Below are 22,967 nucleotides of genomic sequence, written 5' to 3' on the forward strand. Positions count from 1 at the left end.
ATTTCAGTCGTCTTTAGCTGCACTTATCGCAACTCCCCCCGCAACAGCTTGGTATTTCAGTCGTCTTTAGACGACTTGTGCTATTAGCCAGGGGTTTCAACCCCTGGCGGATTGTGGAATTATCAACGAGCCCTATGCCCTATGCCCCATGCCCTATTCCCTATTCCCTATGCCCTATGCCCTATTCCCTATTCCCTATGCCCTATTCCCCTTCGACCATTTTGCGATACTCCGGGGCCGAGAAAGCGTCGTCTGCTTCGCTGGGATTGTCAACGCGCACTTTCAGCAGCCATCCAGCGCCATAGGGGTCTTCTGCCAAATCTTCGGGAGACTCTATAATGTCATCATTGCGTTCTACGACTATACCGGTAACTGGTGCTTTCAAGTCTTCAACGGCTTTCACTGACTCGACTGTACCGAAAGCTTCGCCCTTTTCCAACCCTGCACCGACTTCGGGCAAATCTAGAAACACGATATCGCCGAGTTGGTCAACTGCAAAGGCACTGATGCCGATGGTGGCAATTTCGCCTTCTAATCGGATGTATTCGTGGGTGTCTAGGTATTTCAGGTCATCGGGGTATGTTAGTGCCATGTCTTTTCTCGCAATAAAAAAGTATTAGTTAAATCTTATTCAACTATGAGCCTTTAGTAATGACTAAATGGAACAGAAAAAATATTAAACGCTTGCTTTTTGGAGAATTTTCTGTCAAACGACTGATGCGCTCTATAATTTTTATTTACGCATTTCTATGTTTTTACGGTTTCTTTGTTTCAGAACGGCTAATTTTTCAACCTCCCCCATCTAGTCAAAGTGATAGCAGGGAAGTTATCAAAGTTAGCTCAGCTAATGGCGTGAAAATTTCTGCTGTTCATTTTCCTAACCCGCAAGCTAAATATACCATACTTTACAGTCACGGGAATGCGGAAGACTTGGACGGCATTTTGTGGCTACTCAGAGAGATTCGAGATAGCGGGTTTGCTGTGTTTGCCTATGATTATCAAGGTTACGGCACGAGTCAGGGAAATCCTTCTGAGTATAATACTTATCGTGATATTGAGGCTGCTTACAATTATTTAACCCAACAGTTGGGAGTACCTGCAAAGCAAGTTATTCTTTACGGGCGTTCTGTGGGGGGTGGGCCGACTATTGATTTGGCTTCGCGGCAAAAAGTCGGCGGTTTGGTGGTTGAAAGTTCCTTTGTTTCGGCTTTTCGGGTGTTGACGCGGATTCCGCTTTTACCCTTTGATAAGTTTGTGAATATTGATAAGATTGGCAAAGTTCGATCGCCTGTTTTGGTGATTCATGGTAAGGCTGATGAGGTGGTTCATTTTTGGCATGGAGAACAGTTGTTTGCAGCGGCGAAGCGGCCGAAATTGAATTTTTGGGTTGATGGGGCCGGTCATAATGATTTGATGGATGTGGCGGGCGATCGCTATGCTGCAACTTTGCGACAATTTGCTAAGCTAGTAGATGAATCTTCTCGACCAAGATGAGCAACGGGCTAGAAGCCCGTTCCACAAGAACTCAATCAGTCCTCGACGCACTCCTACTAAAGAAACCGGGTTTTTTACCGAATCTGCGGTCTACAACGAACTATTTTCGTAAAAAAACCCGGTTTCTGGACCCAGGAGGTAAGTCCTGAATTAAGGCTTACCTACTTAATCTAACTAGGGCGGTTTTGCGATTTATAAAATGGTTTTTTCACTACACTAGCCGGATAGTTTTTTCCGCGAATTTCGACTTCTAATTGCTGACCGATTTTAGCTAATTTTGCCGGAACAAATGCGAGGGCTACTGGCCGATTCAATGTAGGCGATAATGTACCGCTAGTAACTTCTCCTACTGTTTCGCCTTCAAATATTACCGGATAGCCGTGGCGTGCAATGTGCCGCCCTTGCATTTCTAACCCTACCAACCGCTTTAATACTCCACTCGCTTTCTGCTGTTCCAAAACCTCCCGCCCAATAAAATCGCCTTTGCTATCGAGGTGAACAACCCAACCCAATCCAGCCTCTAAAGGTGTGATATTGTCGTCGATATCTTGACCGTAAAGAGCCATTGCTGCTTCTAAACGCAAGGTATCTCTCGCACCCAAACCGCAGGGCACAACGCCAGCAGCTAACAATTTTTGCCACAGTTCTTTTCCTACTTCGGCATCCACCATGATTTCAAACCCATCTTCGCCGGTGTAACCAGTTCTGGCGATAAAACTCGGCTGTCCCAACAGGTTTGTTTCTAAGTGACCGAATGCCTTAATTGGTGCGAGATTGCCTTCTACAAAAGGCTGGAGATAGTTAACGGCTTCCGGTCCTTGAATTGCGATTAAAACTTTATCTTCGGAGAGGTCTGTAAAAGTGAGTTCGTTCAATTCTAAGTGAGTGGTGATCCATGCTTTGTCGGCGATGCGAGTGGCGGCATTGACAATAATTACTGCACGTTCTTCGCTAGTGATGGGGTCTGGTTCTTGGCAGTAGAAAATAATGTCGTCTAAGATGCAGCCTTGGGCATTTAGCAAGACTGTATATTGAGCTTGACCGGGTTGCAAGCGGCTCAAGTCTGAGGGTACTAAGGGTTGAAATTTTTCTCTTACTTGTTTCCCTCTCAAACCAAATTTTCCCATGTGGGAAATGTCGAACATTCCTGCTTGCTGGCGTACTGCTTGGTGTTCGCTGCTAATGCCTGCGTACTGTACTGCCATCTCCCACCCGGAAAAGGGCACCATTCGGCCTTTGAGTTCTAATGATAGGTCGTACAGAGGCGTGCGGGCAAGTTGGCTCGGACTCTCTGGATTGCTGGGTTCAGTTGACTTTGCCACTGGTAGCGCTTTGGTTGCGGGTAGACTGTTTTGATTTTACGGGAAAATTGGTTTTCGCGGTGTGTAGGGCGATCGAATTTAAGGACACGGCAATGCTGTTTAGGTACGAGTAAGGACACTGCAGTGCCCTTCTTCGTGTCAACTTAACGTCAAAAGTAGTATCAGTATACCGTCTACCGATGAGCCCCTCGATCCCCACGGCGCCTAGGGCGGGCACGGGGGCACGGCCCCTAGGTCGGGGGGGACAAGAGTATTCAAAGTCCCCCTTAACAAGGCAGGGCGGTTTCATTCTTGGTAGGGGCCGTGCCCCCGTGCCGGCCCTTTTGGTCTGAAACCCCCATTCGATGGTTGGTGGCGGGGGTAGGCACGGGGAGTAGGGGTAGCACTACCCCTACAAAAACCTCGTTTTTGGTGATAATGAAACAGCCCCCTTAATAAGGGTGGGACAAGAGTCTTCTCTTTAGTCCACCTTATTAAGGGGGATGCGAGGGGGATCTAGACTGGGGTAAAAGCGATATTTATCAACAGTTTTAGTCTTAAGTTGACACGAATGAGCAGTGCCGTATCCCTAATCTTGATTTATGGAGAATAGCGGGCTCGAACCGCTGACCCCTACAATGCCATTGTAGTGCTCTACCAACTGAGCTAATTCCCCTTTCTTTTCGCGCTCTCAATCATGCCTTAACTGACCAATATTTGTCAAGCTTTTTGGGGAAATTAGTTTTGAGCCTTCGGCTGGCAAGGCTTTCGGCTTTTTTTCCACAAAACTCTCCTCGCTTCTGGACAATGGTCAATCGCCTACTATCATTTAGTAAGTGTGTTGGGATATTTCGCTCAAATGGCTCAAACAAGACCCCATGAGGAAGTAGACGACTAGCAGAGCGGCGGCTGATACCGCAACTAGGGTGCCGGCTAGCATTAGTGAAAATTCCCGTTGCGCGATCGCCTCCTGCATTAAGTGCAAAGACCAGGCAACGAGGGCAACGTCAATTATTAAAATAGGAACCAGCATAAGTTACGATTTGTAACAGCTTACCTATTGTAACAAAACTTTTCGCTCCGTGCAGATAAGCTCACCTGTATTTAACTTTTGCTGTAAAACCCGGAGGGAGCAGCGGAAAGCTACTGAGAAAAAATGATAGCTTTTGGTGATAATTACAATATGCAAAGTAAATGAGAGCTAGCTCAGCTTTAGAGGTGGCGTTTTTGACTCTTGAGCGATCGCTCACGCTTTTTTGAGGGGGTAGGGTGCGTTAGCGAAGCCCGCCCCTACGGGGGCTACGCCAACGAAGAGGATCGACCTTGGACTATAACTGATTTGATAGCAGTGCGATCGCACCCTGACCCGATTCAAATTTGGTAAAATAGGTGTACTTTTAATTAAAATAAAATGAACGGCTGTTGAGGATATAAACTATGTTAACCCAAACTCAAAAACTCTACTCGCCAGAGGAATATTTGGCACTAGAGGAAGTGGCCGAGTCTAAAAGTGAATATATTGATGGCGAGATAGTTCCTATGACTGGTGGTACTCCAAATCATAATGATATTGCGGGCAATTTTTATGCTCATTTAAAATTTGCGCTCCGGGGGCAAAACTATAAGGCTTTTATCGGTGACTTACGGTTGTCGATACCGCGCTATCATCTCTATACTTATCCAGATGTGATGGTGGTTCAAGGCGAACCAGTGCTTTTAGACGATCGCACAGATACAATAATTAATCCTTTGATGATTGTTGAAGTTTTGTCAAAAAGTACGAAAAATTACGATCAAGGGGATAAGTTTGATTATTATCGCTCGATTCCTGAGTTTCGAGAATACATTTTAATCGATCAGTATAAATTTTATGTCGAACAGTTTGTCAAGACTTCGGAAAATAAGTGGCTTTTAAGTGAATACGAATCGGCAGATGCAGTGCTGGCTTTGTCTTCGCTGCCGTTTCAAATTCAATTGGGCGAAATTTATGAAGGGATTAGATTTGAAACGACTGCCGTTAGTTAGGATTTCACAACCGCTTTTTTGCTGTAAAATTAAATCGATCGCCTTTTCAACTTTATGACAAATCGCTCTACTCGCGCCCTTTTTCACAGCAAAACACTGAACACTGCTTTGCGTGCTTTTAGCTTTCCGCCAGATATGGAAGTGCGCCGCCAAAAATTGGGAACGTGGATTGCTGCACTTAAAACGGGTACGTTAGACGAAGTTAAAGAAGTTTCGCTGCACGGCAGTTTTATTAATGATATTTTTCAGGATATTTTGGGATATTGCTCGGTAATTCAAGGTGGGGGGAAAGCTTGGGAAATTAACGCGGAACAAACGATATCTGATGGTGGCGGTTCTGCTGACGGGGCGATCGGCTTTTTTACTGCTGCTGACAATCCTAAAGGCAAAGCCGTGTCCCTGCAAGGTAAAGTGATTGCTCCGATCGAACTCAAGGGAGCGAAAAATGATTTAGATCGTCCCGCATCACATCAGCATCCTGCGCGATCGGAATCAGCAGTTGACCAAGGTTGGCGCTACGCTAATTATACACCCGATTGTCGCTGGATTATTGTCTCGAATTATCGAGAGTTGCGACTTTATCATACCAATAAAACTCCTGCTTATTACGAACAATTTTTTCTGGCTGACTTGGCGGATATTGAAGCTTTTAAGCGGTTTTACTTTCTGCTGTGTCGCCGCAATTTTTTGCCTCAAAACCAAGCTCAAACAGTTTCTGTTATTGACAGACTGTTAAAAGACTCTGACGAAGCTCAAGAGGAAATTACCAATAAATTATATCAAGAGTACAAAGCAATTCGACTCGCTCTCGTCAAACATTTTCGCTTTTCTGGGCCGCAGGATATCCCCAACCGCGATCGCGTACTCATCGAAAAAGCTCAAAAAACTTTAGACCGCGTTTTATTCATTGCTTTTTGTGAAGATAAAGGGTTGCTGCCGCGAAACACCCTCAGCAACGCTCACGACCACCAAGACCAATACAATCCTAGATTAATTTGGGAAAATTATCAATCTGTATTTCGCTGGGTTGATGTGGGAAATGATGACCCTCCTGTACCGGGATACAACGGCGGTTTATTTAAATTCGATCCGGTTTTAGACGCACAATTGACTGTGCCAAATCCTTTATGCAGTCTGCTTAATAAGCTGACCAGATTTGATTTTGATACCGAAGTTTCCGTCGATATTTTGGGGCATATTTTCGAGCAGTCTGTTACAGATTTGGAAGAATTAAATGCTGAAACTACCGGACAGGAATACAATCATAAAAAAGGCAAGCGAAAAACTCAAGGTGTGTTTTACACGCCAGCTTTTATTACTCAGTATATTGTCGAGGTTTCTCTCGGTGGCTATTTGCAGCGTCGAGAGCAAGAATTGCGCGATTTATTCCTAATTAGCGAAGTTGCTGAAGTGTCGGTTCAGCCGCCCAAGAAAACTGCAATTAAGTTTTGGAAAGCGTATCGAGACGAGGTGCTGCAAAAAACGCGCGTCATCGATCCGGCGTGCGGTTCGGGTGCTTTTTTGATTGCGGCTTTTGATTATTTGATGCAGCAGTACGAAAGAGTCGATCGCGAATTGAATGCTTTGGGGTATAAACCAAAAGACGGCAACTCGCTGGAATTTGACAGAAGCATTTTAAGCAACAACCTGTACGGCGTAGATTTGCTGCCGGAATCGGCGGAAATTACCAAACTTTCTCTGTGGTTGAAGACGGCCGAACCTGGTAAAACCCTGACGTATTTGGATGATAATATTAAAGCGGGAAACTCGATCGTCGCTGACAGTAATGTAGCAGATACAGCGTTTGATTGGCAAGCTGAATTTCCCCAGATTTTTGCTGATGGCGGTTTTGATGTTGTCCTTGGCAATCCGCCTTACGTGCGGCAGGAGTTGCTGTCTCCAATTAAACCATACTTGCAAGCAAATTATGAATCCTATAACGGCGTAGCAGACCTTTATACTTATTTTTATGAACTCGGATTAAACATTCTCAAACCGAAGGGAGTGCTTTCGTATATTGTCACAAATAAATGGCTGAGGTCGGGATACGGCGAACCTCTACGCAAGTTCTTTGCCAGTCAAGGTTTACTAGAGCAAATTATTGATTTCGGACACGCGCCCATTTTTGAGGATGCTGATACTTTTCCCTGTATTGTCGCAGTCAGAAAACCTAACGCTTCTCTATGTATCTCTGAAACTGAAAGCGAGATTGAGCAAGGTAAATCTGAACCTAATTCGCCTGTGATTGTTTGTCCTGTTCCGCGCGAGGAACTTGCTAATATCAATCTTACACAATATGTTCAACAACACGGTTATCAAATTTCGCGAGATCGTTTCACTGCGAGTGCTTGGAGTCTGGAACCTCCTGCTGTTGATGAGTTAATGCAGAAAATAAAACAAGTGGGAGTTCCGCTAAAAGATTTTGCAGGGGTTAAGCCTTATCGAGGTATTTTAACAGGATTTAACGACGCTTTTTTTCTTGATGAAGCCACTAAAAATAGTCTAGTTAAAGCTGACCCTAAATCTGCTGAAATCATCAAGCCCTTATTGCGAGGTCAGGATATTAAACGCTGGTATCCTCAATGGGATGAAATTTGGGTAATCTTCGCTCATAGAGATATTGAGATAGAAAACTATCCTATGATAAAATCTCATCTGCAAAAATATAGAACTAAGTTAGAAGCAAGATCAGGTAAACAATTATGGTGGCAGTGGCAAGCATCTCCATCTTTTTGCAACCTCTTTCTACAGCCTAAACTTATATATCAGGAAATTCAATTTCATCCAGCATATAGCTATGATAATAGGAGTTATTTGACCAACAATAAAGCTTTCATTATTTCGACATCTGAATTGTATATCTTGGGAGTGCTTAATTCAGCACTTATGTGGTGGCATAATTGGCGGTATTTACCGCACATGAAAGATGAAGCACTGAGTCCGCTTGGCGAATTGACGGAAAAGCTTCCCATCGCACCACCAACTGACTCAGTTCGTGCCGAAGTAGAACTAATTGTCAGCCGTTTAATTGAAATCGCCAAAACTAATCAAGAAACTCACCGAGATGTCTTGCACTGGCTGGAAATCACTTATGTAATTGATAAACTCGGACAAAAACTCGAAGATTTTTCTGCTCTTTCTTTTGCTGAATTCGTAGCAGAAATCAGAAAGCGAATGCCGAAAACTAAATCATCCGATCCTCTCGGTGTTGCTGGACTAAAAGCCGTCCGCGAAACTTATAATGAATATGCACCGGCCATTCAATCTCGCAAAGCTGAGGCGTTGAGACTCGAACACCGTTTATCCGATTTAGTTAATCAAGGTTACGGATTGACACCGGAAGAAATAGATTTGATGTGGAAAACAGCACCTCCGCGAATGCCGATCGCCCGACACATTTGATAGAATGTTAAAGCAGCATCGCTGAGAATGAGTTTATTATAAAAGGCGCTCTAGTTTTTTGTACACTTCATCATCGTTACGCTTCGATTAATCATAATATCCCGGCCGGGGCGGGTTTTTGAGATTGTCAATTATTGGCTGGTATTGTTGGTGAACCCGCCCCTACGAACGTAATGACAGAAACACGTTTTTTTTGCGTCGCGGACTATATCATATCAAAAAATTGTGTTTTTTGGGGAATATTTGTTAGACTGGGATTGTGAGCTAGCGAGTCGATAGACCATACTTTGTACGCGAGGTGAATCATTATGCTCCAAGCATTTGAAGGAATTTACAGAAATGGAGTCATCGAACTTTTAGAAGTTCCTGAAAACATTTATGAAAGCCGCGTGGTGATTACTTTTTTGGCTGCGCCATCCATTCCTAGATCGCCTACATTTATCAAGTTTGGAATGTTTGCTGGTACTCAACAATCCACCGCAGACGATTTCGAGATTGCCGAGTTTCAAGGGGATACTGACGATGAATTAGATTGGTCATAGCTGCCGATGAAATATGTCATTGATACCCACGCGCTGATCTGGTTTCTCGAAGGAAATCAAAGATTGGGGACTCAAGCCCAAGCAATTCTCTCCAATTTGACCAGTCAGCTTGTTCTACCTGCGATCGCCTTGGCTGAAGCTGCATGGATTGTAGAACGAAGAAAAACATCAATTCCATCTGTGAATGCTTTGTTGAATGCCATTAACAGCGATCCTAGAATCGCGATTTATCCACTTGATCGAACTATCATCAATCAAACGCTCAGCTTATTGAGCATCCATGAAATGCACGATCGTCAAATTGTAGCAACCGCAATGATTTTGCAAAATCAAGGTGAAACTGTTGCGCTGTTTACGTGCGATGGAAATATTACGGCTTCAGGTGTAATTTCTGTTATCTGGTGATTGTATTTATAATAAAATAACGGTTATTTGTAAACCATCAAGTTTCACCATTTGTCAGTTGTTTGAGTGTTTCTACAAAGGTTTTAGTACCCACCATTTGAGACTGACTCAGGGCAGATTTTGCAGAATCGCCTAAAAGCATATCTTCTACTTCCATCAGTCGCTCTATCAAGCGCTGATAGGCATCAGCGGACATAATTACGTGGCTGGGCTGCGATTTATCTGTGAGTAAAACTGGCTCGACAGCAGCTCGGTTAAAGACTGTCCCCTGTGGATTGCAGGCTTCTGCGAGGGTGTAACTTTGCATGACAGATGTTATGAGTGTGGGTTGTGTCTATTTTAGGCAAAATTGTGAGGGATTGGGAGGTCGATCGCCACTTTTGTTTTAGCCAACCGCAAATAATCAAAAAAGGTATGAAAATTTCCATACCTTCCTAGTGGAGATTATTTTTAAACAAGTGCTGTTGCTTGCTTTGTTTGTTCGAGATACTGCCGATATTTTTCCTCGGAACCGAAGGAGTCAACTGAAACCGTAGCTTTTGGCATCGGTATCAATGGTGTCTGAACAGGGGAGTATTTGCAGTAGCAAACCACGATCATCTCAAATTCATTGTTCTGGATGGCTCTCAGGTATTCTTCTACTCTAACTACTTCCCAGTCGCCTACGCGGTAATGAGTATCAGCACCAGCTATTTGGGTGTCTTTAGATTCTGTCAGAGTTTGGAACTCTAGCGGCCGATAACCAGGTTCAGGAATCGGTGAATTTGATGAATCAAAATACTCTGCCAGAATGTCGGTTAGCCCTCCGGTGTGAGCTAAAAGTCTGTTCTCGGCACCTTCTTCTTCTGTCCAGTCAGCGCGAAAAATAATGTATTTTCTGCTCATTTGTTAATCCTCCTCGTCTTCATCCATGTAGTTAGGAAAACTGGTTTCACCTTCAAATATGCAGGAGTATTTGAGGATGGAGTCTTTTGTCGGTTTGATTCGTAGCAGTCGCCAGCCGTATTTTTCCTGCATTGCATAACACCGCCGTCGTTCGGTGACGGAGTGGCTTGAGGTGACTTCCTCTGGTTGAGAATTGGTCACAACGATCGTATCTCCATAATGTTCATTTGAATGGTGTCAATGGCAAGGCCATTTAGATTTAGGTTTTTGAGTTCGATCGATCTGGGTGTTGCTGCTTGCGCTCTAAGAGCGTTTTCCGAACGACTGCCAGCACTAAGCTGGGCACACTTCTGAACTCCGAATCAGCCCATTCTTGCAAAACCTCATATTCTTCGGGGTTCACTCGGATAGTGATTACAGGCTTTTTGGAAGGCATTGCTTGTTGGCTCGCATACATTAATACCCATTATCTCTACTCTTTACCTTCAAACACTTGTTCTGGGGTAACACACCTGTCTCATATAACTTTAAAAGTTGCTTATGTTAACAGGTGTACCACCTGACAGTTAGTATAACACCGCAGCGTTGCGATCGACTCTACAACTCAAAAACCCAGAATAATCATCAAAAAAAGGGGCAACTCGCGTCGCCCCTCATCTATTTAACCAACTGGAAAATTAAACTTCCACAGCAATCTTTTGTTCCGAAGCCTCCGGCGAATTCGCTTCACTTGGCGGCACAACTTGCCAGAACTTAGGCAAATATTCCGACCAATTTGCTAAAATCTTCTCAGCTTTCTTGCTGCCAGTTCGATCGCACTGAGCCTCAATCAACTCCTTCAATTGCGCCTCCCCAGCCGCCGTACAAACGCGCTGCATCTTCACAATCTCCCCGTTGACATGAGCCGGGAAAGTCCCATCTTCATCGAGGAAATAACCCAAGCCGCCAGTCATTCCAGCGCCGACGTTGCGACCGACTTTTCCCAACACAACAATCACGCCACCAGTCATGTACTCGCAGCAGTGATCGCCCGCACCTTCGATCACAGCTTTCGCCATCGAGTTACGCACCGCAAACCGTTCGCCAGCTTTACCCGCAGCTAACAGAGTTCCCCCCGTCGCACCGTACAAACAAGTGTTGCCGACGATCGCATTTTCGGAAGCATCATAAGTCGCACCAGCCGGCGGTGCGATCGCGATTTCGCCACCGTGCATTCCTTTACCAACGTAGTCATTGGCTTGGCCTGACAGCACCAGCGTCATTCCCGGCAAATTGAACGCGCCGAAGCTTTGGCCCGCGCTACCAGTGAAGTTGAGGGTGATTTGACCGCTAAAGCCCGTGTTGCCGTGTTGCTGTGCGATCGCACCACTGATTCTTGCGCCCACCGTGCGATCGGTATTCACCAATTTTACACTCTTGCTAACAGTGCCGTGATTGGCGATCGCACTTTGAATCTCAGCATCCGCCAGCAAATCGTCATCTAACACAGGCCCGTTGGTGTGTACGTCGCCGTGGATCAAGAAAGATCGATCGCTCTTAGTATCAGGTAACTTGGTCAAACAATCCAAATTAATCGCTTGGGTTTTAGTTAGTTGCACCCCATCGCGCATTTTCAGTAAATCCGCGCGGCCGATGATATCTGCGATCGACTTATAACCCAATTTCGCCAGCAAACTCCGCACTTCTTGTGCTACGAAATAGAAGAAATTAACCACGTGTTCCGGCGTTCCGGGGAACCGTTTCCGCAAGTGTTCTTGTTGAGTTGTCACCCCCACCGGACAACTATTCATGTGGCAAACGCGAGCCATAATGCAGCCTTCTGCAATCATTGCCACCGTGCCAAAACCGTACTCTTCGCCGCCCATCAAAGCGCCTACAATCACGTCCCAGCCGCTTTTAAAACCACCGTCAACGCGGAGCAAAACTCGATCGCGCAATTTATTTTCCATCAGCACTCGGTGAACTTCTGTCAATCCGAGTTCCCACGGAGAACCTGCGTGCTTAATCGAACTCAGTGGCGAAGCACCGGTGCCGCCGTCGTGACCGGAAATTTGAATCACATCAGCATTTGCCTTGGCGACACCCGCAGCTACAGTCCCGATGCCGACTTCCGACACCAACTTCACCGAAACTCCTGCTTTCGGATTGATTTGGTGCAAGTCAAAAATCAACTGCGCCAAATCCTCGATCGAATAAATGTCGTGGTGAGGAGGAGGAGAAATTAGCGTGACACCCGGTTTCGATCGGCGCAAATAAGCAATGTACTCGCTCACTTTCGCCCCCGGCAATTGACCGCCTTCACCCGGTTTCGCACCTTGTGCGATTTTAATTTCGATTTGTTCGGCGTTCATCAGGTACTCAGGAGTCACCCCGAAACGCCCGGAAGCTACCTGTTTGATGGATGAAGAAGCTGTATCGCCGTTCTGCAAACCTTTCAAGTGAGGTAGCGTTTGTGAGAAACCTGCCGCGCTCACATCGTTTAGCACTTTGTAGCGCACCGGGTCTTCGCCGCCTTCGCCGGAGTTGGATTTGCCGCCGATACGGTTCATCGCAATCGCGAGAGTTTCGTGGGCTTCTGGGGACAAAGCGCCCAGGGACATACCGCCGGTGGCGAACCGCTTGACAATATCTGCTACAGATTCTACGTCTTCGATGGCAATGGAAGGGCGATCGCTCTGGAAATCCAGCAAATCGCGCAAAGCCGTTACCGGGCGATTTTCGAGCTGTTTCTTGTAAACCTCGTAGTGATCGTAAGCACTTTCACCATTTTTGTCACCAATTGGTGTCATTTTTGGTTCGGCCCCATTGCCGTTACCGTTAGTCTGAGCCTTAAAAGTAGTCACAGCCTTGTGCAAAGCCTTCGCCATTTCCGGGCTGTTCATGTGATATTCACCACCCCGGCGGTACTGAACAAAGCCGTAATTTTCCAGCTTTTTGAGGTGCAATTCTGGGAAAGCCTGACTGTGGAAAGACATTACCTCATTAGCCAGTTCCGCCACACTCAAACCGCCGATGCGGGAAACAGTGCCTTTGAAACCCAAATCTAGCAAATCACCGCCAATGCCGATCGCCTCAAAGATTTGCGCCCCCTGATAGCTAGCCAGCAGCGAAATCCCCATTTTCGACATAATCTTCAGCAAGCCGTTTTCCACCGCTGTGCGGTATCTAGCTTGAGCCTGTGCCACGGTAATATTGGGAACTTTGCCGTGCTGCATCAAGTTTTGAGTCTTGCTGTCAGACCACCAGGCGCGCACGCTTTCCAAGGCCAGGTAAGGGCAAACAGCCACCGCCCCGTAACCAATCAAACAAGCGAAGTGGTGAGTGCTCCAACATTGGGCGGTATCCACAACCAGGGAAGTTTGCATCCGCAGCCCGACGCTAATTAAGTGGTGGTGAACCGCACCAACTGCCAGGAAGGGCGGAATATAAGTACATTCAGCACTCAATCCAACAGAAGATTCGCCTTCGGCCTTCGAGATTCGATCGCTCAAAATCAGAATTCTCGAACCCTCGCGCACCGAAGCAGCCGCCTTTTGACAAAGTTGCTCGACTGCTGTTTTCAAACCAGAAGGCCCGGCAGCAATTTTGTAAAGAGTTGACAATTCGGTTGCGGGGAAAGACTTTTGCTCTTTCAAGAAAGAGAGTTCAGCGTCGTTGAGTACGGGAGAATCAATTTTCAGCCGCTTGGCATTTTCCGGTACTGCTTGCAGTAAATTGCCCCGCAGGCCTACATTCATCGTCAGCGACATCACCATCCCCTCGCGCAGGGGGTCGATCGGCGGATTTGTGACTTGAGCAAACCGCTGTTTGAAATAGTTGTACAGCAACTGAGGCTTTTCTGACAATACAGCTAAGGGAGCGTCGTCGCCCATGCAGAAAGTCGGTTCTTTCCCAGAACTCGCCATCTCGACGATCACCATGTCCAAATCTTCTGCTGTGTAACCAAAAGCAGTTTGGGTTGCTAACAGCGTTTGCGAGTCGAGGGTTGCTGTTTCGGCAAAAGGCTGCGGCTGCAAGGTTTCGCGGTTTTGTTGCAGCCATTCGCCGTAGGGGTGCCGCTTAGCAATTCGCTGCTTGAGTTGCCAATTTTTGAGAATTTCCTTGGTTTGCAGGTCAACTGCAATCATTTGTCCTGGCCCCAAACGGCCTTTTTCGACAATATCTGCTTCGGGAATATCGACAACTCCGGCTTCGGAGGCCACAACTACCAAACCGTCTTTAGTAATGCAGTAGCGGGCCGGCCGCAAACCGTTGCGATCGAGCGTAGCACCTACTTGTTTGCCGTCGCTGAACACCAGCAGTGCCGGGCCGTCCCAAGGTTCTTGAATGCCGCTGTAATATTCGTAAAAATCGACAATTTCTGGGTAGGGAGCCAAATCCGGCTGATTTTTGTAGGCTTCGGGTACCAGAATTGTCAGGGATTCTAGGGGGGTGCGGCCGGAGTGCACCAACAACTCCATCACGTTGTCCAAGTTTGCCGAATCGCTGCTTTCGGGATTGACAATTGGGTTGAACGTGTCGATATCAGCTTGACTCCAATTCGGGTGAGATAAATTGGCTTGCCGCGCCTTCATCCAGGTAATATTGCCCAACAGCGTGTTAATTTCGCCGTTGTGTCCCAGCAAGCGCATCGGCTGGGCTAAGTGCCAGCGGGGCATGGTGTTGGTGCTGAAGCGCCGGTGATAGACGGCAAAGGAGCTTTTATAAGCGGGATTTTTTAGGTCTGGGTAAAATTCTGCCAGTACGGCCGCTCGCACCATGCCTTTATAGACGATCGTGCGGCAGGAGAAAGAGCAAGTATAAAAGTCTTGGCGGGTGAAGTTGGGCCGATTTGACAGCGCGTGTCCGATCGTGCGGCGCGCCAAAAATAGATGTTTGTCGAGTTCGTCTCCGCCTAAGTGCGGTGAACTGACTATTACTTGTTCGATTTGAGGTTGATTTTCTAGCGCTTGCTCGCCCAAAACCGATGGTACAATGGGAACTTTGCGCCATCCCACAAGTTTCAGCCCGCGATCGGTCAGAACTTGCTCAACCACCTGCCGCGCTATAGTCGCTTGAAATTTATCTTGAGACAAAAACAGCATTCCCACGCCGCAGTTTTCCCGCGCCGGAGGCACAATTCCCTGTTCGGCGAACCAAGTATCCAGCAATTCCCAAGGAATCGCCGTCATTAAACCCGCACCATCCCCGGAATCCGAGTCAGCGCTGCAACCGCCACGATGTTCCAGACAAGTTAAAGCTGGCAGCGCTTTTTGAATAATCGAGTGGGTGGCTTCACCGCTTTGGTTGGCAATAAACCCCACACCGCAGGCATCTCTTTCTTCCACTAACCAGCTTTGGCCGGCGAATGGAGTTCCTCGCTCAGTCTGATGCACGTTTCTGTTTGGATCGATCGTGTTACCCATGTTGATTGAATGTTATTTCCGTGATTGTGTGGTGGATGCGTTTTTATAGCTCGGAGAGAGAAGGCTGCCGAGCGGTGGGAGCCTAGTAAACTTTAAAACAGCACATTGGAAGCTGATTGGATAAAAATTTACGTCGATGCTGCCTGTACTTAGCACTAAAACCCTGTTTGCAGATTTCACATTATCTCGCTCGCATCGCCTCGGAGATGTCTCCTAGAATACCCTGCTGTTAAAAAGCAGTGATTCTTTGGGAAATCGCCGCCCTGCAAATAAATACATTGCTGGCGATTCCCTACGGGATAGCTGCGCTTCACGAGTTTTTTGTGTGGGTTTTTCCTGAGTTCGGAAGGGTAGCCTTACGGACTCAGGTAGATAGTAACTTTAGCGTTATTTTGCTTGCTGCGCTGCTGAGTTGCTTTCGTCAGCGCCCGCAGACACAAAAGCCACCTGCCCGCTCAGTCGGTAGGTGCAATGTAGCAGCGCGGTTCACAACTGGTGAAACCGGTCTTATTGTGAAGTCAACTCTCAAGCTGCGAACATCAAGTTTATCAAAAAATTGATAAAATTTCACCCATTACAGTCAGAGTTTACGTGCAAGTCTTGTCAGCGATGTCCAGAACCCAGGCTAAGATGCCTAGCCCAAAAAGGTTGACAGTTTTCCACAAGCCTATTTTGGATTTTTTTACCCACAAAGTTTTGTCATCTCCAATCCGTTGGCATCGGAATTATTCATCTCTCTCTTCCCTTTCTCTGTATCCTCTGTGTTCTCTGCGGTTTAATCATTCCGATACCACCCGAATGGATATCACTCATCAATGCAGGCTATTTCAAGGATTTCTGACGCATTAGGAGCATCTGGTAGAGCCGGCGCCACCTTTTTAACCACGCCCCAAATGGATACTTGCTTGCTGACAGGATTCGGGGAAAGGCAAAAATTTTAGACCACAGTTCAAACTGCCAGATTGATTGAAGTAAACCTCAAACCTCAAACTCAACTCAACTAACGCTCACAAGCTTGTCCTTGGTAATTTTGTTTAGCTCAACCGTGAGCGTTTTTACAGATTTGATTGGCATGGGGAATATTTCATGCCTATCTTTTATAAAATAAAGTTAGTTAGCAGAAATAGTAAGACTGGAAAAATGTGCCGATGGTGATTACGCTCAATTTTGCATACAGGTAGACCGAAGCCAAGTGATATAAATCATGGTAATCCTATTGTATGAGAGATATAATTAAAATAACTTGACACTGATTAAAATGGCAGGGCTGTTGAGAAGTCACGCTTTTTTTGTAAGGAACATCTGAGATTAAATTAACCCCACACACTTGTATCAATGCGTGTTAATGACTCAGCAAATAGACCAAAATCTAAAGTAATTTTAGGTCAACGCTATCTCAAAACAAGTATACAAGCAAAAACAACCAAAATATTAAGTCTGGTTTGAAAAGGGCGGTTTCATAATTTGAGCTACAAAGTAGATTAAACTAAATATAGTTAATCAATAGCACGGCCGATAGAGCGAAAATAGTAGATATTAACTCTAAAAAGCTTCAGGCTTGACAGAAGCAATAGGAATAGGTAGGTATGGCTAGCATAACAAATATTTTTCGAGGATATCAGATTAACGAGCAAATATACGCAGGCAATCGAACTCTAGTTTATCGTGCCCGTCGGTCTTCCGATCAGCAGCCCGTAGTGATAAAACTGCTGCGAAATGACTTTCCCCGCTTCCACGAACTGGTTCACTTCCGCAATCAGTTTGTCATTACTAAAAACTTAGAGATACCCGGCACTGTCAAGGCATACAGCCTGGAGACTTACCATAACCAGTATGCTCTGGTGATGGAAGACTTTGGCGGAATTTCCTTATGTAGCTACCTCGCTAGTCTGGTGTTCGCCAGCAACGAACCTCTGGAAGGGTTGCCCATTAACGAGTTTCTTCCCATTGCCATTCAAATTGCCAACTCCCTCGATGGACTTTATCGCCACCACGTTATCCATAAAGACCTCAAACCCGCCAATATTCTAATTAACCCTGTCAGCAAACAAGTTAAGCTGATTGACTTCAGCATCGCTTCCCTGTTGCCGCGCCAAACCCAAGAAATTCAAAATCCCAACCTCCTTGAAGGCACTTTAGCTTACATATCTCCCGAACAAACTGGGCGAATGAACCGAGGCATTGATTACCGCACAGATTTCTACTCTCTGGGAGTTACATTCTACGAACTGCTGACGAGACAGTTGCCTTTCCAAAGCGAAGATCCGATAGAGTTAGTACACTGTCACCTTGCCAAGCAGCCTATTCCAGTCCATCACCTGAACACAAGCGTTCCATTGGTGCTGTCTGAAATTGTTAGCAAACTGATGGCGAAGAATGCTGAAGATAGGTATCAAAGTGCTCTAGGACTCAAGTTTGATTTGGAAACTTGTTTGTACCAGTGGCAAAAAACTGGAGAAATCGCCTCATTTAAACTAGGGCAGCGAGATTTGTGCGATCGCTTCATCATTCCCGAAAAATTATATGGTAGAGAGAACGAAGTATTCTCCCTACTGGCAGCCTTCGATCGCGTGAGTGCAGGAAGCGCGGAAATGATGCTGGTGGCTGGCTTCTCAGGTATTGGCAAAACCGCCGTCGTCAACGAAGTTCACAAACCGATTGTCGCAGCTAGAGGCTACTTCATCAAAGGCAAATTCGACCAATTTGGACGCACCCAACCATTCTCAGCTTTTGTACAAGCTTTTCGCGATTTAATGAAGCAATTGCTGAGCGAAACAGATGCTAAACTTGAACAGTGGAAGACTCAAATCCTGGCAGCATTGGGCGAGAATGCTCAGGTAATCGTTGAGGTAATTCCTGAACTAGAAGGGATTATCGGAGAGCAACCACCCGCACCAGAACTTTCGGGCAGTGCGGCCCACAATCGCTTCAATCGGTTACTTGAGAACTTCATTCAACTCTTCACAACCAAAGAACATCCCCTCGTCATTTTCTTAGATGACTTGCAATGGGCAGACTCAGCCTCATTAAAGTTGATTCAACTTTTGACGAGCGATCGCGATCGGCGGTATCTCTTTTTAATTGGAGCGTATCGAGATAACGAAGTCAGTCCGGTACACCCTTTAGTGTTGACATTATCCCACATTCAACAAACGGGAGCTACTGTAAACACAATTACCCTCGCGCCGCTCGATCGCTCGGAGTTGAATTGTCTGATTGCCGATACCTTAGCTTGTTCTACAGCATTGGCTCTGCCTTTGACAGAACTCGTTTATCAGAAAACCCAAGGCAATCCCTTTTTCAGCACACAATTCCTCAAATCTTTGCATGAAGATGGGATAATTGAATTTAATTTTGAAGCTCGGTATTGGCAGTGCGATATCGCTAGAGTGCGAACCTTGGCACTAACGGATGATGTAGTAGAATTCATGGCACTTCAGTTGCGAAAGTTGCCAATCAGGACACAGGAAGTTTTAAAGTTAGCTGCTTGTATTGGCAATCAGTTCGATTTGGCTACCTTAGCAATTGTTGATGAAAATTCGCAAACAGCCACAGCAACAGCTTTGTGGAAAGCACTGCAAGAAGGGTTGATTTTACCAGTTAGCGATGTTTATAAATTTTATCAACAATGTAGTAAAGACTTAGCTGAACCAGCCGGCAGGCAAGAGACCACTGACTTATTAACGAGCAATGAACAATTAGCGAAATACAAGTTTTTGCATGACCGCGTACAACAGGCTGCCTATTCTCTCATTCCCGAAGACCAAAAACGCTCGACCCATTTAAAGATAGGGCAACTGCTGTTTAAGGAAACATCGGAAGTCGAGCGGGAAGAAAGAATTTTTGAAATGGTCAACCATTTGAATATGGCGATTAAGCTGGTTAGCGATCGCGTGCAACGGGAAGAATTTGCCCAGTTAAATCTAGTAGCTGGACAAAAAGCAAAAGCCGCAACAGCGTATGCGACAGCCTTTGAGTGCTTGAGTAACGGAATTGAATTATTAGCAATGGATTGTTGGGACAGCCAGTACCAACTCACCTTAAACCTATATGAGGAAGCAGTTGAAGCGGCATTCCTGAGCGGTGAATTTGAACAAATGGATCGATGGGTGCAAATCGTGTTGCAGCAAGCCCGAACCTCTCTGGATACTGTGAAAGTTTATACAGTGCGAATTCAAAGTTACATCGCTCAGAATAATTTACCCTTAGCAGAACAGACGGCGCTGATTGTTCTCAAACAACTGGGCGTGGAATTTCCAGAGAATCCCAGCCCGGAAAAGGTTCAGCAAACCCAGGATGAAACAAAACGCAAGTTCGCCAGCCACACGTTGGAAGAATTGATTAATCTTCCAGAGATGACCGACTCCTATTATCTAGCAGCCCTGCGAATTTTAGGCACGGTTGTGTCGGCTTCTTATCAGTCTGCATCTAAATTATTCCCGCTGATTGTTTGCAAGCCAATAGAACTATCTCTCACTTATGGAAATGCACCTACATCTGCTTTTAGTTATGCTTGGTATGGTTTAATTCATGCAGGAACAGGAGGGGATATTGATATCGGCTATCAATCAGGTGAGGTAGCTTTAGGTCTGCTAGATAATGTGAAAAGCAAAGAGTTAAAAACTAAAACCTACAATCTTGTTTATGGCTATGTCCGGCATTGGAAACGCTACCCCCAAGATTCTTTGCCATTTTTATTAGAAGCCCATCAAATTGCCCTAGAAGCAGGAGAATTAGAATATGCTGCCTATGGACTTTACAATTATACGGCGCTTTCTTTCTCTATGGGCAGAGACTTGGCGGAAATGGAGCGGGAGACAGAAACCTTCGATCGCGCTATTCATCAGATTCGTCAGGGAAACGCACTCAGTTTCGTGAAAATTTTTCGGCAGGCTGTTTTGAACTTGCGAGGCAAAACCGATAACCCCTGCCGTTTGGTTGGGGAAGCTTATGATGAAGACATCATGATACCGCAGCATCAAGCTAATAACGTGCAGTATGCGATTTGCAGCGTTTATCTCAACAAGTTGATTCTCGGTTATTTGTTTGAAAACTATCAACAAGCGCTGGAAAATGCCGTGCTAGCAGAGCAATATTCGGATGCTCTAACCGCAGGGCTTCAGTATTCGCTGATTTATTTCTATGGGTCTCTAACGTACTTAGCGGTGTATGCCGAGGCTGATGTGGAAAAACAAGCTGCACTCCTAGAAAAAGTAGCAGTAAATCAGGCAAAAAGCAAGCGATGGGCGGAGTATGCCCCTATGAATCACTTGCATAAGTTCTATTTGGTCGAGGCAGAGCGATATCGCGTTTTAGGACAGCAAGTTGAGGCGATGGATTTTTACGATCGCGCGATCGCTCTGGCTAAAGAAAACAAATACCTCAATGAAGAAGCTTTGGCAAATGAGCTGGCTGCAAAATTTTATTTACAATGGGGTAAAGAAAAAATTGCTCAACTTTATCTAATTGATGCCTACTATGCCTACTCTCGTTGGGGAGCTAAAGCGAAGATTGACGACATAGAACAACGCTATTCTCAATTGCTTGCTCCTATTTTGCAACATAATCAAGTTCGTTTTTTCGATGCAGTGACTACCTCCCATGACACCTCATCTTCTAGCAAAAACCAAACAATTACTGGAAGTACGAGTACCACAGTAATAGATTTACCAACGGTTATCAAAGCTTATCAAGCTTTGTCTAGCGAAATTAAGCTGGAACAATTGCTCACTACCCTGATGGAAGTAGCGATTCAGAATGCAGGGGCTCAAACAGGAGTATTGATTTTGAAAGAAGAGGACAACTGGACAATCGCCGTCCACTGTAGCCCTCGCCAAGGCTGTCTTCTGCAAGAAACTATTGGGATAGAGGAGAGCGAAGCAATTCCTCAGACTGTGATTAATTACGTCAAACGCACGCAAAAAACTTTAGTTTTCGATGATGTCAAGACTGAATTAATATTTACTTCTGACCCCTATATCAAGCAGCACCAACCTAAGAGCATCCTATGTACTCCGATTACCCATCAAGGCAAAATGATGGCAATTCTGTATTTGGAAAATAATCTGACGACGGGGGCATTCACTGGCGATCGCGTCGCTCTGCTTAACATCCTCTGCTCCCAAGCTGCCATCTCGCTGGAAAACGCCCGCTTATATCAGCAATCTCAACAGCTTTATCAAAAATCTCAGGATTATGCCCAAAAACTGGAGCAGTCTATCCAGGCTCTCAAACAGATGCAACTGCAATTGGTGCAGGGTGAGAAAATGTCTGCTCTGGGAAATTTAGTCGCTGGTGTAGCCCACGAAATTAACAATCCCGTAGGCTTTATCGCCGGCAACTTGCAACCTGCTCAAGACTACGTGGGGGATTTATTCAATTTGATTGATTTGTATCAAGAAAAATTTCCAAATCCGGGAGGGGAAATAGAAGCAGAAATAGAGGATATGGACTTGGAGTATTTGCGAGAAGATTTGCCCAAATTGATTGGCTCGATGAAGGAAGGAGTTGAGCGCATTCGCAATATCAGTACGAGTTTGAGAACGTTTTCTAGGGCGGATAGCGATCGACCAGTTTCTTTCAATATTCATGATGGACTCGAAAGCACTCTGCTAATTCTCAAGCACCGTTTAAAAGCCAGCGAGTTCCGCCCTGCCATTGAAATTGTGAGAGAATATGGTAACTTGCCCCTAGTAAAATGCTTTCCCGGACAGTTGAACCAGGTATTTATGAACGTACTCGCTAATGCCATTGACGCTCTGGAGGAGTCAAATAAGGGGCGGAGTTTTAGTGAAATTAAAGCCCTGCCTAATCAAATCACGGTTCAAACTGTTCTGAGTGAAGACAACAATCAGGTTTTGATTCGCATTAAGGATAATGGAGTAGGGATGTCGCCCGAAGTCAAGGAAAACATCTTTAACCACTTATTTACAACCAAGCCTGTGGGTCAAGGCACTGGATTAGGATTGTCGATCGCCCATCAAATTGTTGTGGAAAAACATGGAGGTACGTTACTCGTGAATTCTTCTTTGGGGCAGGGTTCGGAGTTTGTGATTGGTATTCCGGGGTGAGCAGTTTGTAGTAGGGATCTAGCGTAATTATTGCGATCGCCAAAAATATCGGATTTAGTAAGAAGAAACATACGGATTTTCCGGGTTCCTAAATTCCCATGCGTTTAGAAGTGAAATTGTGAGTTGTAAGCTGTGAAACGTAATTTTTTCTATTGGCGTCTAATATTGTCAGTCTCGATTTTACCCGTACTGGCGATCGTCCCGTCTTTAGTGTGGAATCAACCCGCAAGAGCACAAGAGGGGGAGAGGGCTGGGTTGATTCATGCTTCGAGAGCCCGCCAGGGAATTCATTCCCTGGCTGATAGCGAAAGTCGGTTGAAACTCACATCTTGCACCATTCTCAAGAACAGGCAAGATGCCTGTTCCACAAAGAGTGAATTTTCTTGTGGAACAGGCATCTTGCCTGTTGCTAAACAAGTAATTGAAAATGGTGCAATA

General features: G+C 45.6%; 15 protein-coding genes, 1 tRNA gene and 1 pseudogene. 8 read left to right on the top strand and 9 right to left on the bottom strand.

The window, feature by feature from the left end; all coding sequences use genetic code 11:
* Nucleotides 1–202: 202 nt before the first annotated feature.
* Complete coding sequence (gcvH, locus tag QUA00_RS09095) at nt 203–592, bottom strand: glycine cleavage system protein GcvH (RefSeq protein ID WP_333409402.1); 390 nt, start codon at nt 590–592, stop codon at nt 203–205.
* Between the two features lie 59 nt (nt 593–651).
* Here gcvH and QUA00_RS09100 point away from each other — a divergent pair, with 59 nt between their 5' ends.
* On the top strand, nt 652–1,494 hold the full coding sequence (locus QUA00_RS09100) for an alpha/beta hydrolase (protein ID WP_333409403.1): 843 nt from the start codon (nt 652–654) through the stop codon (nt 1,492–1,494).
* 170 nt (nt 1,495–1,664) lie between these two features.
* On the opposite strand, the gene gcvT is transcribed toward QUA00_RS09100, so the two are convergent.
* The 3 genes from gcvT to QUA00_RS09115 all read right to left on the bottom strand — a co-directional run bounded on the left by gcvT (nt 1,665) and on the right by QUA00_RS09115 (nt 3,828).
* Nucleotides 1,665–2,816 carry a glycine cleavage system aminomethyltransferase GcvT gene (gene gcvT, locus QUA00_RS09105; RefSeq protein WP_333409404.1) on the bottom strand — a complete coding sequence of 384 codons (1,152 nt, stop codon included), beginning with the start codon at nt 2,814–2,816 and terminating at the stop codon, nt 1,665–1,667.
* A gap of 582 nt (nt 2,817–3,398) precedes the next feature.
* Nucleotides 3,399–3,471, bottom strand: a tRNA-Ala gene (locus QUA00_RS09110).
* A 153-nt stretch (nt 3,472–3,624) separates the two neighbouring features.
* Complete coding sequence (locus QUA00_RS09115) at nt 3,625–3,828, bottom strand: hypothetical protein (RefSeq protein ID WP_333058474.1); 204 nt, start codon at nt 3,826–3,828, stop codon at nt 3,625–3,627.
* Nucleotides 3,829–4,029: 201 nt separating this feature from the next.
* Here QUA00_RS09115 and QUA00_RS09120 point away from each other — a divergent pair, with 201 nt between their 5' ends.
* The 5 genes from QUA00_RS09120 to QUA00_RS09140 all read left to right on the top strand — a co-directional run bounded on the left by QUA00_RS09120 (nt 4,030) and on the right by QUA00_RS09140 (nt 9,169).
* Nucleotides 4,030–4,179, top strand: coding sequence for a hypothetical protein (locus tag QUA00_RS09120; protein WP_333409405.1), 150 nt, complete (start codon nt 4,030–4,032; stop codon nt 4,177–4,179).
* Nucleotides 4,180–4,232: 53 nt separating this feature from the next.
* A complete protein-coding gene (locus QUA00_RS09125) occupies nt 4,233–4,820 on the top strand; it encodes a Uma2 family endonuclease (protein ID WP_333409406.1) in 588 nt (195 codons plus the stop codon).
* Nucleotides 4,821–4,874: 54 nt separating this feature from the next.
* On the top strand, nt 4,875–8,222 hold the full coding sequence (locus QUA00_RS09130) for an Eco57I restriction-modification methylase domain-containing protein (RefSeq protein WP_333409407.1): 3,348 nt from the start codon (nt 4,875–4,877) through the stop codon (nt 8,220–8,222).
* Between the two features lie 308 nt (nt 8,223–8,530).
* Nucleotides 8,531–8,764, top strand: coding sequence for a hypothetical protein (locus tag QUA00_RS09135; protein ID WP_333146192.1), 234 nt, complete (start codon nt 8,531–8,533; stop codon nt 8,762–8,764).
* Between the two features lie 6 nt (nt 8,765–8,770).
* On the top strand, nt 8,771–9,169 hold the full coding sequence (locus QUA00_RS09140; RefSeq protein ID WP_333146190.1) for a PIN domain-containing protein: 399 nt from the start codon (nt 8,771–8,773) through the stop codon (nt 9,167–9,169).
* A gap of 37 nt (nt 9,170–9,206) precedes the next feature.
* Here QUA00_RS09140 and QUA00_RS09145 read toward each other — a convergent pair whose 3' ends face one another.
* From QUA00_RS09145 to QUA00_RS09165, 5 genes are all read right to left on the bottom strand, one after another.
* On the bottom strand, nt 9,207–9,476 hold the full coding sequence (locus QUA00_RS09145; RefSeq protein ID WP_333146188.1) for a type II toxin-antitoxin system Phd/YefM family antitoxin: 270 nt from the start codon (nt 9,474–9,476) through the stop codon (nt 9,207–9,209).
* Nucleotides 9,477–9,619: 143 nt separating this feature from the next.
* On the bottom strand, nt 9,620–10,054 hold the full coding sequence (locus QUA00_RS09150; RefSeq protein ID WP_333409408.1) for a hypothetical protein: 435 nt from the start codon (nt 10,052–10,054) through the stop codon (nt 9,620–9,622).
* A 3-nt stretch (nt 10,055–10,057) separates the two neighbouring features.
* Nucleotides 10,058–10,255 (bottom strand): hypothetical protein, encoded by a 198-nt coding sequence (locus tag QUA00_RS09155; protein WP_333146184.1) that lies wholly within the window; start codon nt 10,253–10,255, stop codon nt 10,058–10,060.
* Between the two features lie 58 nt (nt 10,256–10,313).
* Nucleotides 10,314–10,490: a hypothetical protein gene (locus QUA00_RS09160; protein WP_333146182.1), complete on the bottom strand. Its 177-nt coding sequence runs from the start codon at nt 10,488–10,490 to the stop codon at nt 10,314–10,316.
* A 241-nt stretch (nt 10,491–10,731) separates the two neighbouring features.
* On the bottom strand, nt 10,732–15,459 hold the full coding sequence (locus QUA00_RS09165) for a glutamate synthase-related protein (protein ID WP_333409409.1): 4,728 nt from the start codon (nt 15,457–15,459) through the stop codon (nt 10,732–10,734).
* A gap of 1,586 nt (nt 15,460–17,045) precedes the next feature.
* Here QUA00_RS09165 and QUA00_RS09170 point away from each other — a divergent pair.
* Nucleotides 17,046–22,529: an AAA family ATPase gene (locus QUA00_RS09170; RefSeq protein ID WP_333146178.1), complete on the top strand. Its 5,484-nt coding sequence runs from the start codon at nt 17,046–17,048 to the stop codon at nt 22,527–22,529.
* A gap of 132 nt (nt 22,530–22,661) precedes the next feature.
* Nucleotides 22,662–22,967: pseudogene (locus QUA00_RS09175) on the top strand (phosphodiester glycosidase family protein); the annotation flags it as partial.

The organism is Microcoleus sp. T2B6, assembly GCF_036700475.1.
Classification (GTDB): domain Bacteria; phylum Cyanobacteriota; class Cyanobacteriia; order Cyanobacteriales; family Microcoleaceae; genus Microcoleus.